This window comes from Dysgonomonas sp. PF1-14, assembly GCF_029892965.1.
GTDB lineage: Bacteria > Bacteroidota > Bacteroidia > Bacteroidales > Dysgonomonadaceae > Dysgonomonas.
This window is the reverse complement of record NZ_JARXWN010000017.1, coordinates 82,754-97,819: the sequence shown is the minus strand read 5'-3', so window position 1 is coordinate 97,819 and position 15,066 is coordinate 82,754. Positions and strand designations below refer to the sequence as shown.

The window sequence follows — 15,066 nt, the reverse complement described above, 5'->3', positions numbered from 1 at the left end:
GCTTGATGCAGGCGAAGTTACAGACAGGTCATTGTACTGTATGCACTTATTGAACAATGTATTGCCAAAGAGATTCACACGCGTAGTATTTCCTATAACAGATGTTGGCAGGGCTATACGGCTGTTTATATCAGATACCTGCTTATCTGCCTGATCCTGCTGATCGTATAGCAGTTGAAGCACTGAGGTATTTGTTTTATATGCTTCACTGTAATTGCCGTCTACATTATCTTTAGACAGGCATAACATTACGGCATTCTCCGGCACGGTTATTTCTGTATACACATCAATGGCTGCAGATATAGCCTCACCGCCGGAGACAAAGTTTTCGGCTGAAATAGTCGTGGATGAATAGAAGGCATAGGCGCGCTTTTTCCCCGATCCTGTACTGACAAGTTTAGCTTTAATTTTATAGGTATCACCTGCTTTAATATCTGATAGTGTAAGTACATTCCATCCTTTCACGCCCATTGTTGCGCCTGTCTCTCCTATGCAACAGTTGCTTTGCGGATAGATGGATAGGCTAAGGGCGGTGAGGGTGTCGACCGATGAATGCAGTAGATTACTGTCATCTGTCCATGCCTTTTGACTTGGTACTTGTGTAACAGACTGCCCTTTTTCCTGCGACACACTAAACAAAGGAATCAACGCTTTAAAATCTATACGTCCCGACTTAAGACTGACTGTCTTATCTTCATAAGCTAGGAACGTCGATTTATTGATGTCTTCAACTATCGGCAACTCAGAGCCTTTTATTATTTTAATATTAGCCATATTATTTAGTTATTTCTATGTATTCGTTATCTTCTGTGAGTAGCGCCGAGCCGTCCTCTGCACCCAGTACATAGGTTGTCAATCCGGTATCTAACTGCATAAACCGAAGCGTAAAGCTCACCATAACACCCCGCGCAAATACCCCATGCTTTTTGAAATTCTCCATTTTCAGATAATAGCACGATGCCCCGCCCAGATAGGTCTCTATAAGCAATTCACCCGTTTGGCTGACATGATTAAACAACGCCTCATAATTGTGGTAGAACTCAGCCAAGCTGTTAGCCGCCATTGTACACTTGATCGTTATTTCTTTAGCCTCGAATGTCGGGTTACTGTTTGGGTAAGCCAGCAAGCCCGTATATTTTGCAAATTTTCGGGTTAGCGGTGCTTTAACGGCTGCCTGTGCCAGCATACTGCTGTAGCATTCGTTGACAACAATACCGAACTGCGCAAGATCGTAGCCATTGAGCAACACACCCGACAGCGGGTAATTCTTGCTTGAGGCTGGTACGCGTATGGCAGGGTCGGTAAAAAGCTGTAGCGGGTCGTCCATCGAAAAGTTAACCTTTACCCATCCCTGCTTAGCGCCCTGCTTGTACAAGCCGCCTTTATGCTTATAGTCGGCAACCGACAGGTAACGCATCCGGAATGTACGGGCAAACTCGCGGCTGTATAAATCAATATATCCGGTAGCGATAAGCCCATAGAACGAATTGAGGTTAAACTCATATTCGAGGCTGTTGCCGTTGGATATATAGAACTGCACCGACAGGCTGCGCTCCTTGAAATACACCTCTGTGAGATCGACATCGAGCCCGTCATGCTCATGCCAATTATTCTGCTTTGGCTCTACGCGGGCAGGAAATGGCAGAAAATCATAATCACCACCTCTGAGAATCAGCGCCCCAAAGTCGGAAATATCAGTACCGTTAATAATTACACTTCCTTTCATTCTCTCAGTTTCATTTTTAGCCCGTAAGCGTCAATATCTTCCAGTTTCTTAACCACGCGCGGCAGTTCTTCTAGGTATAGCCAGTATTCGGAGCGCTCGACTAATACAGATAGCTGCCCCGTAATAGTACGCTGTATGAGCAACTCTTCGCGGTTGTCGTTGCGTATGTCGCCTACTATCTGACGTACGGCATACACCCCGCCCGTAAGTTCATTAATCGAATCCTGCGAGGCAGTGGCAAAACCCTGCGAAGCGCCTGTGCGTGATGCTTCGCTCTCCCAGCCGAATATACCCATCAGTTTGTCGCGTTCAGCCAGTGCATTATTGACAATGTCCTGCCATTGGTTTTGCAGGCGGGTATATTCGCTGTCGCTTATCTGCCCGTCGTTGCTGTTATAGTCGGCGAAGTTGTCGTAAAATTCTTGCAACTTGTCAGCGTACAGCCTGTCTATCATTGATTTTAAGATTGCTTTTTGCATATATCCGGCAAAGTCATTCGAAAAGTCCTCTGCCGAGCTGCTCATATCAGATAATGTATTCAGAAAATTATCTTTCAGGCTATCGAACGATATACCCGTTGCCGCTTCTTTAGCTGCCTTGATAGCTTCCTGCGCCTGATCGGCGTATTCTATGATCTGTTCGAGATACCCCCTGTAATCAGCATCCATAACCGACCATAAGCCGCTGTAATTCTCTTTTATCCATTGCAGCTGATCTGCCGACATATCCAACATATCAGACATGCTATTGAATGCAACCCCCAGCTGAGCGGATATTTCGCCGGATACGTCTTTCCATGTTTTACCATCGAACACATTGTGCTTGCTGTCCCACATCCGGTAGGCAATAGAATGGCTACCGGAACTTTTACCAGCCTCAAGCCTTGCCTGTGCCAGTTTTCTGACGGCATCAGCCTGTTTGTTGATAAGATCGAGCGTTTCCTGCTCTACGCGGCGCACTTCATCGGCTGTAGATGTACGCAGATATTCGTTTTTCTTATCTATGAGGTCATTCCATATACCGAGCAATGCGTCATACTTACTTTTCAGATCGGTGTATTCCGAATAGTCAGCGCCGCCGAATATACCGAATGCCGTTTTAGCCAAGCCACCCAAAGCCGTCAGCCCCCCTGTTATAGCCGAGACGGGTTTTGTTACATCAATAGAAGCAAGCCCCGACAGCACCTGATTTAACCCCTCTACCGTCTTTTGTGTGTCTTCGGACAGGCTTACGCCTAAATCGCCAAGCGTTTTCATTAACGCGTCGGACACATCGGAGATATAGCCAGCCACTTCTTTGAATTTCTGCGCTGGCAGTTTCTCTATTTTTTTATTTACTTCGTCCTGTTGCGCCTTGACCTTTTTCAGGTTGGCAGCCAGCTCTTCGGTAGGTGCGATGTCGTAAGCTTCCTGCATAGCCTGTTCGGTCTGTTGAAGCCCTGCGAGTTGTATCTGTAACAGCTCTTTTTCTTTATCGGCTTGGAACAGGTAGGTTTTATTGGTTAGTTCTTCTTTACGAAGAGCCATGTCCGTTTCAAAGTCAATTACGGTCTGTCGGTTGTCCAGCCTTGCAAGCTGAATATCCTTGTCGCGGGCAGCATTCAGTTCTTCAATCTGCGTAATGGTAGCCCCTGCTTTGGTCGCTTCTCTGACAAGCTCGGCATAATACTGGGTTATGCTGGTTATATTTCGGTCGAGCTCACTGGCAAAGCGGGTGTTTACCTCTGTGAATATACCGTCAAGCGTTGCCTTTGCCTGTGCATTTATGCGCCCTGTCTCCGCTTCATACTGGCGGGTAGCTTCCACGTCTAAGCTGAGCAATAATGTGCGCTGCTCTGTGGCTGGCTTTCCCGTCTTTTTCTCAAGCTCGGCAACGCTCCTGTATTCCCGTTCGAGAAATGCCTGTGTCTGGTCGTATTCGGCTTTAGCGGCTTCGCGCTCCTTTTCAGCACCCTCATGTATGGCTTTGACAGTTGCCGCATCTATGCGCTTCCGGTAATCGTATGCTTTTTTCTCAAGATCAGCGGCGGCTTTTGTCGCTTCTTTTTCGTCGTCTTTTGTCTTGGTCTTTTTCGCAGCTGGCGTTTTAGTTTCTTTTATCAGATCATTGACATTTATACCCTCTGCAAGTTCCCTGTTTGCTTCATCGAGCTTGCCGATTTCCTTTGTCGTTTGCCAAATAGTCTTATTATATTCTTCGATGTCAGCAGTAGCTTCGGACATTTCTTTACCACGCATCATATTCATGGCATTTGCGGCATAAGGGTTACCCCCCGAATTTTGAGCATTATATTTATATCCGGCTGCTTCTTTATTCCTTTCTGCCTGCTCTTTATCAGCTATGGCTTGCGTTCTCTTTTCCTCTAATTCTAGTTTTTTAGTCTCGTTTTCGACTATCTTATCTTGAGCAGCGCGGGCTTTTGCCGCCGCAATGATAGATGAAGCCAAACGGTTATACGCGTCAGCTCCTTTTCCTGCTAGTATTTCTTCCTGACTGAGATTTGAAAAATACTTCGGGTACAACCTCTGTAATTCGTTAGCAGCTGTTATCCGGTCTTGCTTGGAATTAGCTTCCTTTTGCGATGCGTCATATAATAATTTTAAGGCGACTGTTTCCTTTTTAGCCGCTTTTTCGCCCTCACTGGCGGCAGCTTTCAGACTGTCCGATACTATTTTATTTAATCGGGTGATCTCTTCCTGCTCTTCTTTCAATTTTTTGAAATGTGAAGCAAGGACGGCTACAACGGCAACTATAGTGCCTAAGCCCGTTGCCAAGCCCAAGCCGAGCATTATTTTACTTTGAGTGATGGTAAAGCCTAACTGTGTGTTTAGTATCTTGACGGCATTAGCCCAGCCCGTCTTAGCCGCTTGGATAACCCGCACATTGCCGATAGCATTTACTATTTGGGTATTTTCTATGCCGAGCCCCTGACATACTCCTTTTATGGCAACGCTCAGTATCTGATTGGATGCGCTGTATGTGTCTGCCGATTTGCTGCCAGTGTCGAGCTTTTGGTTTATGTCTTCCTGATTGCTGATTAACTCCTTTGCATTGTCGATAAGAGCACCTTTTGTCTCTGCAAGACCTTTCTCGGCATCTACCAGCACATCGGCAATGTCTGCCCCGTCCTGTACGGCTTTGTTCATTTGCTCGGTAGTAGCCCTGTAAACGGCAAGCTCCAGATTAGCCCTGTCGAGGGCGGCTTGCATCGCATCTATTTTCTTGGTCGAATTGTCGAACTCGTCACCGCTGCCTGCTGTTTGTTTCCTTTGCTCAGCTAACGCTGTAGACATATCCTGTACAACATTTTGGAGCCGTTCGATTTCCTTTTGCATGGTTTCGACCGACTTTGTCATTTGTTCATTAGCAGCAGAGGCTTTGCCCGCCTCTTCGCTAACGTTTTGGTTCATGTTTATATCTATGTCTATTGGCTCAAGCATAATAAGTTACAAGTTACGAGTAGACGAGTTACAAGTTGTAAGCACGCACAATCTCAATTTATCTACCGAATGCGGCGGCGGCATCTGCTACCGATGTTATTGTTTCTGTCTCGCTGGGCGGTGTTCCTCTTACATAGCGTGGCGCGTCTGCCATTTCAAGCAGGAAGAGTACCCACGCCTGCCCCCAAAGTATGTAATGGTGTGTATATCCGTATTTCTCTTTTAATTGACCTATGATTCCGAAAGGGCTATGAAGACCAGCGGTGTAGCCTCTTAACTCCCTTTTGCCTGTTGCCCCGTCCTCTTCTCCATCATCATCCGTACCTGACGATTGAAGTATGCGGTAATAGCTGTAAAACCCTCTATTTGATTCAGGCTTTCGATGTGCCTGTATATCTTTATCAGTACATGCGCCGGACACTTCCACAATAATTTTTGAGCAAGGGCTTCGCGCTTGTACTGTATTGCCCCGTCATCGTTGAGTATGGCGGTCGCTATCACAGTAGCAATAACATCGAGCCTGCTATGCAGCTCCACATTAGTGAGCCGTTCATCGAGCCCGTTTTCAAGCATCAATACAGCTATTTCCATGATAGCACCAGCCCGAAGCGGGCGAATGTGTATTCTGTTGTTGCGCCTTATCCTGTCCCAAAAAGGGGCATCGGGTATTGTAATCCGAATACCCCTTTCAAGTAACAGGTTAGCGGCTTTTACCTGTGTATCAGCCATAGATCAACGTTATTTCTTGGTTGTTGACGTTGTTGTCGTTTCTGTAGTAGTTACAGGAGCGCTGAGAGGCATAGCCTTAGCCACTATTGTTTGTGGTGCCGGAATGACAGCTGTTACATCTGTTTCCCAAATTCCAACTATATTGCCCCCTGTAGCAGGAACTAGCGGAGTGAAATCAAAAGGAGCTTTAACCCTGCTGTTATATCCCACATTCATATCTAACAGAACATAGCCCTCAACGCGTGGATATACTACCCAGCCACCGCCTTGAAATCTGATTCTTATTGCTTTTTGTAAAATTTTGAGGACATCTTCCATCAGATAAGCTGTACCATCTGAATTACCCCCAATTAATTCTACAAGTTGCGCTATTGTCATACGAATAAATGAGCCGGCTATATTTCTTGGGTCTCCTATCGTAATTTCATTCTCCACAGGTGAATCGGCTTCATGCGAGTAGATAGGTGTCTTGTTAATTGTAGGCGGCGTTATTAGAAGTTCATCATCACGCAAGGTGTCAGGCGCAGTCTTCCATTCAGCGGCTAATGCTGTAGCTTTGTCTACTATATCGGTATTGTCTGAGAAGTCAATACCTGCAACTCGCCATTTTACTCTTATTTTTTCTTCTGCCATTTTGATTTTATTTTTTTATAAATTATGAATACTATAAATAACCCCAGCAGGATGCGCCCGCACCATATCTGAAAATTTTGCCAACCGCTAAGCGCTATAGTCTCTTTTTTACTTAGTTTGGTTACAAGTGCCTTGTTACTTTCTTTGTAGCGATACACCTCTGTTGTCAGTTCATCTATTAAGAGCGTAAGGCTGTCGCAGTTGGCTGTTATTTCAAGTGTGCCATCGTCGGCAATGGTTGCCGTAGCTGTGGCGTTTCCCTGTTTATTTTCAAACTTTGCCCCTTTCGGCAGGCTTGCCAGTACGGCGGGGTCGATGTTAAGCTTAACCGTCGCCTGCGGGGTCGTTATCGGCTTGGTCGTCTTCGTCACTCGTAGGCTCACGCTGTCGGCTTCCTGTACGCTTTCCCTTACTTCGCTTGTCGTCTCTTGTTTTGAGCTTCGACAGCTCCAGCTGAATAGGACAAGGAGCATGAGGGCAAATAGTGTATTTTTTGAACGCATCTTCAAATCGTGTTAGTGCTTTTTTTAATCCTTGTATCTCAAGCTCTGCCTTATGCAGGCGACTTGCTTGGTCGTCATGGAGCTTTTTATAGAGGTCTAGCCACGAGTTCTGATTCTTTATTTCCTGTGCCTCGTTATTAGCTTTCATGCCGTCGACCTCTGCTTTCAGCTTATTCTTTTCAGAAGTGGCTTTCCAACCGAAATAGCCTGTCGCCAGTGTTACAACTGCGAGAATAAACTGCGAGACCTCTATAAAATTTAGTTCCATAACCTTACCTTGTTATTTTGCTTTGTAGATTGAAGCCTGCAACCACATCGGATAGTATTGCCTGCTTTCCGTTTTCAACTCTTGACATAGCAGCAACAATACATATATAAGCATCGCCGTCCTTTGCTGTCAGTACCTGATGGCGCGGTATGCCGGATAACTTTACAACCTGTGCTATGTATGCTTCAGTATCGTTGTTATCTTCGGGAGGTGCCCATGCCTTTATGATCTTATCTATCGTGTTGCGTCCATACTTCGACAAATACGTACCCAGCGTTACAAATGCGGCGCGGTAACCGTATGCCATAGTGCTGAATGTGATGAAGGATTTATCAGTTCCGACAACCGCCCCCTGCCATTTATCACCATTGTGGCGAATGTTCAGGGGGTTATTGTTTCTTAGTCCTCGTGCCATTGCTTTACTCTGTTACAGGTTCAGAGAAATACCCCTCGCCAAGTGTTGCTATAATAGCATCGGCAAGCTGGGCGTTTGTCATGCCCTCTGTAATTTCTATTACAAGATTATTGTCAGCGATGAATGCCTCAAGCGCGCTTCTGCTTAGCCTTTTGATAGCTGCCTGTGTCAGATGCGTGCCTGCATCATTTACCGGAGCACTGGCAGTGCTTACCGCTTCGGTCGATGTTGCTGCTTTCAGCTCGTCGAGCTCAGCCTTGAACTCTGCCAAAAATGCCTGCTGTGCTGCGTTTGTCTCAGCCAAGTCGCTAAGCGATGTAACCAACAGTTCTAAAGTTTGTGCAGATACCGGCTGCCCTGAATTAATATCCAAGCCCTGAGTAGAGAATGTGCTTGTACCTACGAAGCCCTCTTCCGCTGTATCTTGTACCAAAGCAATAACCCCTTTACCGTCTGCACGCATGATAGTACCGCCAGCACGTAACAGGAACGAATAAATATCACCATAGTACAGCGGGTTGTCTTCCGAGCCGAATGCTTTAATCTCACCAACAGAACGGCAAACATATTTCTCATACCAAAAAAGTGCCCCTGCGTTATCTGTCGGGTCGAATGTTTGCGGGTCGTCTTCATCGTCTACCAGCCACTCAAGCGGTGTGCCGTCAGCCTTATAGATAAGAGATTTAGAGCGCAGCATGAAGTTAAACGTAGCCAGCTTACCTACTACGCCGTTTTTTACATCGGCAGCGGCATGGAACGCCGTAGCGTCTTTATCTGTCATGCTGTTTAAAAGCTGTGAATACATATGCGCATCAAGCAAAGCATAGCGCCCCTCTTGAGGTACATTCTTGTCATTAAACACAGTCATTACCCTGAATACATCGGCTACGGTCAAGGCTTTGCGGAATCCTGTAGACCCATTCAGATATGAAGCAACGGCGCTGCCCGATGTTTTCAAAATGCTGGTTGTTTTGGTAGGACTCCAAGAAAGAAGAACGTCATTTGCTACAGTTTCATGCAATACCGCCCTGTCTTCTGAAATTGCTGATTCACGTTTGTTGTACGATAGTTCGACAGTTTCGATGTTCGGTATGTAGATAGGGTCGGTAGTAAATTCATTCATTTTATATTCTACGTCCTTATCTTCGCGCTTCTTAGCAGCGGCGGGTACTGTAGTCCTGTTTTTCTCTGTTTTGGATGGTCGTCCGGCATTCGGTATATGTACAAGGCTGCCCGTTACATATTCATCGGCATTAAATGCCTTGCTCAGAAAGGAATTGTCTGCAAACAGGTTGCCTATAATGGCTTTATGCCATATTTCGACAGACAGCCCCATATTCAGAGCGCCCGTAGCTGTACCTCCGAACAGGCTCAACAGCCCGCTTGCACCAAGCACACCCGCAAAGGGCAAGCCCGATACTACCGACACGGCAGAGGCGCTCAATACGTTGAATACTATAGCACACAATAGTGCAATTACATGTTTTTGTTTCATTTTCTTAATTGTTTAGTTATGATTACTGCTTTTGATTGTTTTTTTAAATCGAATTTAAACCGGATTTAAGCAGTTGGTTTTTTGCCAAACTCCTGCTCGTATTTATCGGCGTAAACTTCGGGGTACTTATCTTTAAGCATGATAAGCTTGCCGCCTTTGTCGAGTTCGTCCCAGCTCTTCGCGCTCAGATCGGTAAGTTCTGCCTGATTCCCTTTTTTTGTTTCGTCGATTTTTTCGACTACAGGCTGACGGGCTGGCAGGCTGTCAAGTAGCTTTTTAGTACCCTCATGGTCTTTATCAAATAGCTCAAGCCATTTTTTAGACACAGACTTTTCTGCATCGTCATTGATCTTGCCCGACTTAACGGCAGCATCGACAAGAGCTGCGGCTTCCGATTGCTTGGCGGTTTTATCTGCCAGTTCCACTGCTTCAAGCTTGGTCTTTAGGGTTGTGTTCTCTTCGCCAAGCGTTTTATTACTATCCTGTAGCGTAACGATAGCCGCTAATACAGCCGCATCGTTGGCGTTGTCGGATAGGTTCAATAACTTCAATAATTCTTTGTTCATTTGATTTTCTTGTTTATATGGTTTAATAAAATCAGATAGTTTTATTTCGTCTGATATGTCGATCTCTATGTCTTCATTGTCATAGAATTTAAGGGCATTATGATTTGCTCCTATGCCAACTATCGAAGCTTCACGCAAGCGGCATTTTATGATAGTGGGTAAGGTTTGCCCCTCAAGCATAAGCTTAGGGTCTTCGCTGAAAACAAGGTCGGCAAGCCCTGCCGAAACCATTTTAATAAAGCCCCTTTTCACCTTTCCGATTATGCGCTGTACCTCTTCATCGGTATCGGCTTCATCAAATTCGACATCAATAAGTATCTGCTTGTTTTCTTTCCACACATTAACACATCGCCCGATTGGTAGTTTGTCGTCAAAGTGATAACTCAAAAAAATAGGATTACGCTTGAATTGAGACAGATCAACCCCCGTAATTAATACTCTGAAACCATAGGACACTACACTTTCATCAAGCAGTGTAAATCTATGGGTGTTATTATTTTGTGATTTTGCCATTTTTTCGCTTGTTTTTCACAAAGAAAAAGGCAAAAAAGAGGCATGGCAAGAATTATTATAACGCTTGTAATGATTGTTTTAACCCTTGTAACTTTTCTTTTTTACCATTCGTATGCGGGTTAGTTTTGCTACAAAAAAAGATGGCAAAACAAGAGTTATCAATCAGCCAAAAGAAAGAATGGGCAAAGCTGCTGTTTACAAAAGAGAACCTTACACAGGCTGAAATAGCCGAACGTGTAGGGGTACGACCTGCAACCCTGAGCAAATGGGTAAATACCGAAAACTGGCAACTGCTAAAGACCTCTATCACCATCACACGCGAAGAGCAGCTCGCGCGACTATATCAACAATTACAGCTATTACAAGAAAAAATACTTGAGCGCCCCATTGCTGAACGTTTCCCGACAACTGGCGAAGCCGATACTATCACAAAGCTGGCATCAGCTATTGAAAAGCTTGAAAGGGAAACGGGCTTATCCGAGATTATCGGCGTATCAAAGCAGTTTATTGACTGGCTGCGCCTGTCAGACCTCGACAAAGCCAAAGAACTGACAATGTATTTCGACGCTTTTATTAAAGAAAGGTTAAGATAAAATGGCAAAGCAAGTAGATAAGCAAGCGGTTTTAGACTGGGACAAATACGTACAGAACATACAGGCTGAAACTACCATAGATTCAAATATGAGCTATGCCGAGCGCGAAAAAAAGCGCAAGGAACTGGAAGACGACCCTATAGAGTGGATGTATGAACTATTCCCAAACTACGCCAAGTCTAAATTTGCCAAATGGCAGATCGTGATAATATTAATGATAATCAAACACCCCCAGTTTTATGCAGTGTTGTCATGGGCTAGGGAATTAGCCAAATCGACAATAATAATGATGATTGTCATGTATTTGGTTTTGACCGGACGCAAAAAGAATGTGCTTTTAGTATCTAACAGCTACGACAATGCCGAGCGACTACTGGCACCGTACAAAGGTAATTTTGAGGGCAACAAGCGCATAGAGTTTTATTATGGCATGCAAAAGGGCATCAAATGGGAAGACGGCGAATTTATAATTAAAAAAGGCGCTGCTTTCCGTGCGCTGGGTGCCGGGCAGTCGCCGCGCGGTACGCGTGTAGAAAACGTGCGCCCCGATGTAATACTACCCGACGACTTCGACACAGATGCCGATTGCAGGAATATTGATATTATCAATAAAAAATTTGAGTGGTTTGAAACGGCGCTCTATTTTACACGTTCATGGTCTGAGCCCTTACTGACTTTGTGGGCTGGCAATGTTATCGCTAAGGATTGCGCAATAGTAAGGGCAGGAAATAAAGCCCTTGAGCTTTCAAAAAAGGGGCGGGGCATCTGGGATATTAAAAATATCCGGATGGTGAATATAAACAAGCCCGACCCTAAAAACGACTTTCTTTATGGTAAGAGCGTTTGGATAGAGAAAAATTCAGAAGAGCAAATAGACATTGTGCAGTCTGACGTATCGGCATCGGCTGTACAAAAAGAATGCTATAATAACCCCGTATCTGAGGGTGATACATTCAAAGAGGTTACATGGGGCAAAGTACCAGCGCTAAATACGTTTCCTTTCCTTATCAACTATAGCGACCCATCACCGAGCAACAACACAAAGAGCTTAGCTAATTCTTACAAATCTTCTTTTTTGATCGGCATTCACGAGGGCAGGCTTTATGTTATTACGGGCTATTTAGACAGGGTTACCAATTCCGAGTTTGTAGATTGGTTTTATCATATTGACAAATTTGTAAAAGACCGCAATCAGGTCTACAACTATATCGAGAATAATACGTTGCAAAACCCATTCTATGAACAGGTCTTTATTCCACTTTTTGCACAGGCACGGGACAAATACAATAAGATAATAAACATTACGCCCGATGAACGCCGCAAGCCTGACAAGTTTGCACGTATTGAGGGTAACCTTGAGCCACTAAACAGACAAGGCAACCTGATACTGAACGAAAGTGAAAGAGGCAACCCGCACATGCAGCGCCTTGAGGAACAATTCAAAATGGTTACACCCCGCCTGTCAGCACCTGCCGACGGTGTAGACTGCATCGAGGGCGGGTATTTCATCGCTAATAGTAAACTAAGCCAGCTTACACCCAGCTCTTACACTGTAGGAACTAGGGAAAGAGGCTCTAATAAATTTTAATATGAGACTGAAAAAACGTATCAAAAACATCGCTGTAAAGCTTTATATCCGGTTTAAGGGTAATAGTTATTTTTTGGCTAAGGCTATAGTAAAAGCAGACAAGCTGCATGCTAAAACGGGCAAGCGCTACCGTGTCTTCTTTTTCGGCTATGAGTACAAGGCATGGAACAGACAGCAGATACAGGCACAGAAGCGTATCGGGCTGCTAAGGAACGGGCTCAAGGTAGGTGAGGACTTTGATAAGATTTGCTTTTATGACACTCTAAACCCTGACGGCTATGTTTCTTACTAATGAGGAAATGAAGACGCACCTGTACGCTGAAAATGTCGATGTCATACAACGCAACGACCCGACAATACTCACGGCAGCCATACAGGGCGCGATAATAGAAGCGAAAGGCTACCTAAAAGCATACGATCTCGAAAAAGTATTCGGGGCGATGGGCGACCAGCGCAACCCCTTGCTTTTGATATGGATAAAGGACATAGCTACATGGCACTTTTTGGTATTGTGCAATGCGGGGCATGAACTGAAATTGCGGCAAGACCGCTACGACAGGGCAATAGCTTGGCTGCGCGGCGTACAGAAAGGTGATATAGACCCCGATCTGCCTGTACAGGAAGATGAAAACGGCGAAAACGGGACAGGCATTATAAAATTTGGAAGTAACCCCAAACGGGGACAACATTACTAATTATAAACAAAATGAATAATCTATTTGACGAATACGAGGCATTTGTAGACAAGTTCAAACCTAAAAAAACGACTGACGACTGCTATACACCGCCAGCAATCTACGACTGTGTTTTAAATTGGGTGGCTGAAAATTACGATCTGGCAGGTATGGAAGTCGTGCGACCGTTCTATCCGGGCGGCGATTACAAAAAATTCATATACCCCGAAAATTGTATAGTCATTGACAACCCGCCTTTTTCGATCATTGCGGAGATATGCCGTTATTATACCGAAAATAATATCAAATATTTCTTATTCAGCCCACACCTGACACTTTTTTCCTCGCTGCTGGAAAACTGCACATATGTAGTATGTGGTGCTGATATAATCTATGAAAACGGTGCGCAGGTGAAAACTTCTTTTCGCGCAAATATCTTTCCAGACACTATCATACTTGGCGTTCCCGATCTGTACAACAAACTGAAAGAAGCGAATAAAAAAAAGGATGCTGTCACTTTGCCTAAATATCAGTATCCGGATAACGTCTTAACTGTAAGCATGGTGTCGTCCATCGTTGAAAAAGGAATACCGTTAAATATCGCAAAAAAAGATGTAGCATATTGCAAGGCTTTAGAATCGCAAAAGAATGCCAAGAAAAGCATATTCGGTAACGGTTTCCTTATTTCAAACGAAGTCGCTGCGGAAAAGCTGGCTGCGGAAAAGCTGGCTGCGGAAAAGCTGGCTGCGGAAAAAAGCAATGATATAGTATGGAAATTGTCAGACAGAGAGATCGATTTAATAAAATCGTTGGGTAAGTAAATTTAATTAATTATGGCAAGGAAAGTACAAAATAGAAGAAACAAGAGTAACACCCCAGCGGTCTTACCTCAAATTATAGTCAAAGCCCCAAGCAGACGCACTTCTGATGTGTCGGTATGGCGTAATGCCATACGCTCGGCAGATAGTGGTCGCGTCAAGACGCTGTTTGAACTCTATGAAGACCTATTGATAGATTCTGTATTATTCAGGGCGTGGAGCAACAGGGTAGAAGCTATCACCAATGCAGAGCTTGTATTCCAACTGGAGAACAACGAAAGCAGCGACGATGTAGACAACCTTATGGAATCGCTGAGTTGGGAAAAGCTCATAACAGGTATAATGAACTACAAGGCTTATTCGCGTGGCGGGGTAGAATGCCGATTCGACAACGAATTTACCGTAGACATTATACCGCCCAAGCATATCAATTTGGATAACAACACCATACTGATAAACGATACTGACGAGCGGGGCATTGATTACATCAACGACCCGCACCTGATCGTACTGGGTGATAAGCGCGACTACGGGCTGTTCTTAAAGACCGCACCTTTTGCTATATGGAAACGCGGGGGCTTTGGCGACTATGCACAGTGGCTCGAACTATTCGCTATGCCGCAGCGTATCGGTAAATATTCGAGCTACGACCCGCAAAGCCGCATATTGCTTGAAGAGGCTTTCAAAAATGCAGGCTCAGCCCCGTGGCTGGTTATTCCCAAAGAATCGGACGTAGAAACAGTAAAGGATTCGGGCGGCAATTCGTCCGGCACTTCATTCAATGAGTTCCGGCAAGCATGCAATGAGGAAATGCTTATAACAGTGCTGGGCAATACGCTGACGACTATTGCAGGAGACAAAGGGGCTCGCTCGCTGGGTGAGGTACACAAAGAAGTAGAGGAAGCCATCAACAAATCAGATATGCGCTTTGTCGAAAAGGTACTCAATACATACCTTAAACCCTTACTTGAGCTGAAAGGCTAAAATGTAAAAGGGGGTAAATTCGTTTTCCCGTCGGCAGTAGAGCCATTAAATGTATCAGAGATTATCAGTCTTAGCGATGTACTCGATATTCCGACATGGTGGCTTTATGACAAATACGGCA

The 15,066-nt window shown here is 44.8% G+C and carries 16 protein-coding genes; 6 read left to right on the top strand and 10 right to left on the bottom strand.

Translation table 11 applies throughout. From position 1 onward, the window contains the following. The 10 genes from M2448_RS17140 to M2448_RS17095 all read right to left on the bottom strand — a co-directional run. Positions 1-774 (bottom strand): hypothetical protein (locus M2448_RS17140; RefSeq protein WP_280697190.1); only part of this gene is annotated, 774 nt, incomplete at its 3' end. Between the two features lies 1 nt (position 775). After that, positions 776-1,726 carry a hypothetical protein gene (locus M2448_RS17135; protein ID WP_280647365.1) on the bottom strand — a complete coding sequence of 317 codons (951 nt, stop codon included), beginning with the start codon at positions 1,724-1,726 and terminating at the stop codon, positions 776-778. After that, a complete protein-coding gene (locus M2448_RS17130; protein ID WP_280647364.1) occupies positions 1,723-5,136 on the bottom strand; it encodes a hypothetical protein in 3,414 nt (1,137 codons plus the stop codon). Before M2448_RS17130 ends, M2448_RS17135 begins: the two co-directional genes overlap by 4 nt. Positions 5,137-5,439: 303 nt before the next feature. Next, positions 5,440-5,895: a hypothetical protein gene (locus M2448_RS17125; RefSeq protein WP_280647363.1), complete on the bottom strand. Its 456-nt coding sequence runs from the start codon at positions 5,893-5,895 to the stop codon at positions 5,440-5,442. 9 nt (positions 5,896-5,904) lie between these two features. Next, complete coding sequence (locus tag M2448_RS17120) at positions 5,905-6,528, bottom strand: hypothetical protein (protein ID WP_280647362.1); 624 nt, start codon at positions 6,526-6,528, stop codon at positions 5,905-5,907. Beyond that, positions 6,510-6,911, bottom strand: coding sequence for a hypothetical protein (locus M2448_RS17115; protein WP_280647361.1), 402 nt, complete (start codon positions 6,909-6,911; stop codon positions 6,510-6,512). The genes M2448_RS17120 and M2448_RS17115 overlap by 19 nt, the downstream gene beginning before the upstream one ends. Then, positions 6,853-7,299 (bottom strand): hypothetical protein, encoded by a 447-nt coding sequence (locus tag M2448_RS17110; RefSeq protein WP_280647360.1) that lies wholly within the window; start codon positions 7,297-7,299, stop codon positions 6,853-6,855. The genes M2448_RS17115 and M2448_RS17110 overlap by 59 nt, the downstream gene beginning before the upstream one ends. A gap of 4 nt (positions 7,300-7,303) precedes the next feature. Further along, on the bottom strand, positions 7,304-7,714 hold the full coding sequence (locus M2448_RS17105) for a structural protein P5 (RefSeq protein ID WP_280647359.1): 411 nt from the start codon (positions 7,712-7,714) through the stop codon (positions 7,304-7,306). 4 nt (positions 7,715-7,718) lie between these two features. Then, positions 7,719-9,209, bottom strand: a complete 1,491-nt coding sequence (locus M2448_RS17100) for a hypothetical protein (protein WP_280647358.1) — start codon at positions 9,207-9,209, stop codon at positions 7,719-7,721. A gap of 65 nt (positions 9,210-9,274) precedes the next feature. Then, positions 9,275-10,288: a hypothetical protein gene (locus M2448_RS17095; RefSeq protein WP_280647357.1), complete on the bottom strand. Its 1,014-nt coding sequence runs from the start codon at positions 10,286-10,288 to the stop codon at positions 9,275-9,277. 140 nt (positions 10,289-10,428) lie between these two features. Here M2448_RS17095 and M2448_RS17090 point away from each other — a divergent pair, with 140 nt between their 5' ends. The 6 genes from M2448_RS17090 to M2448_RS17065 are packed head-to-tail and all read left to right on the top strand — an operon-like array spanning position 10,429 to position 14,945. Continuing rightward, positions 10,429-10,881 carry a helix-turn-helix domain-containing protein gene (locus tag M2448_RS17090; protein WP_280647356.1) on the top strand — a complete coding sequence of 151 codons (453 nt, stop codon included), beginning with the start codon at positions 10,429-10,431 and terminating at the stop codon, positions 10,879-10,881. A 1-nt stretch (position 10,882) separates the two neighbouring features. Then, the gene (locus M2448_RS17085; protein ID WP_280647355.1) at positions 10,883-12,469 is read left to right on the top strand and encodes a hypothetical protein; all 1,587 of its coding nucleotides are present in this window, start codon (positions 10,883-10,885) and stop codon (positions 12,467-12,469) included. A gap of 1 nt (position 12,470) precedes the next feature. After that, entirely contained in the window at positions 12,471-12,761 is a 291-nt protein-coding gene (locus M2448_RS17080) for a hypothetical protein (RefSeq protein WP_280647354.1), read from the top strand. After that, on the top strand, positions 12,748-13,164 hold the full coding sequence (locus M2448_RS17075) for a phage protein Gp36 family protein (RefSeq protein ID WP_280647353.1): 417 nt from the start codon (positions 12,748-12,750) through the stop codon (positions 13,162-13,164). The genes M2448_RS17080 and M2448_RS17075 overlap by 14 nt, the downstream gene beginning before the upstream one ends. A gap of 11 nt (positions 13,165-13,175) precedes the next feature. Then, the gene (locus tag M2448_RS17070) at positions 13,176-13,964 is read left to right on the top strand and encodes a chromosome partitioning protein ParB (protein ID WP_280647352.1); all 789 of its coding nucleotides are present in this window, start codon (positions 13,176-13,178) and stop codon (positions 13,962-13,964) included. 12 nt (positions 13,965-13,976) lie between these two features. After that, positions 13,977-14,945 carry a DUF935 family protein gene (locus tag M2448_RS17065; protein WP_280647351.1) on the top strand — a complete coding sequence of 323 codons (969 nt, stop codon included), beginning with the start codon at positions 13,977-13,979 and terminating at the stop codon, positions 14,943-14,945. The last annotated feature ends 121 nt before the right edge of the window (positions 14,946-15,066 follow it).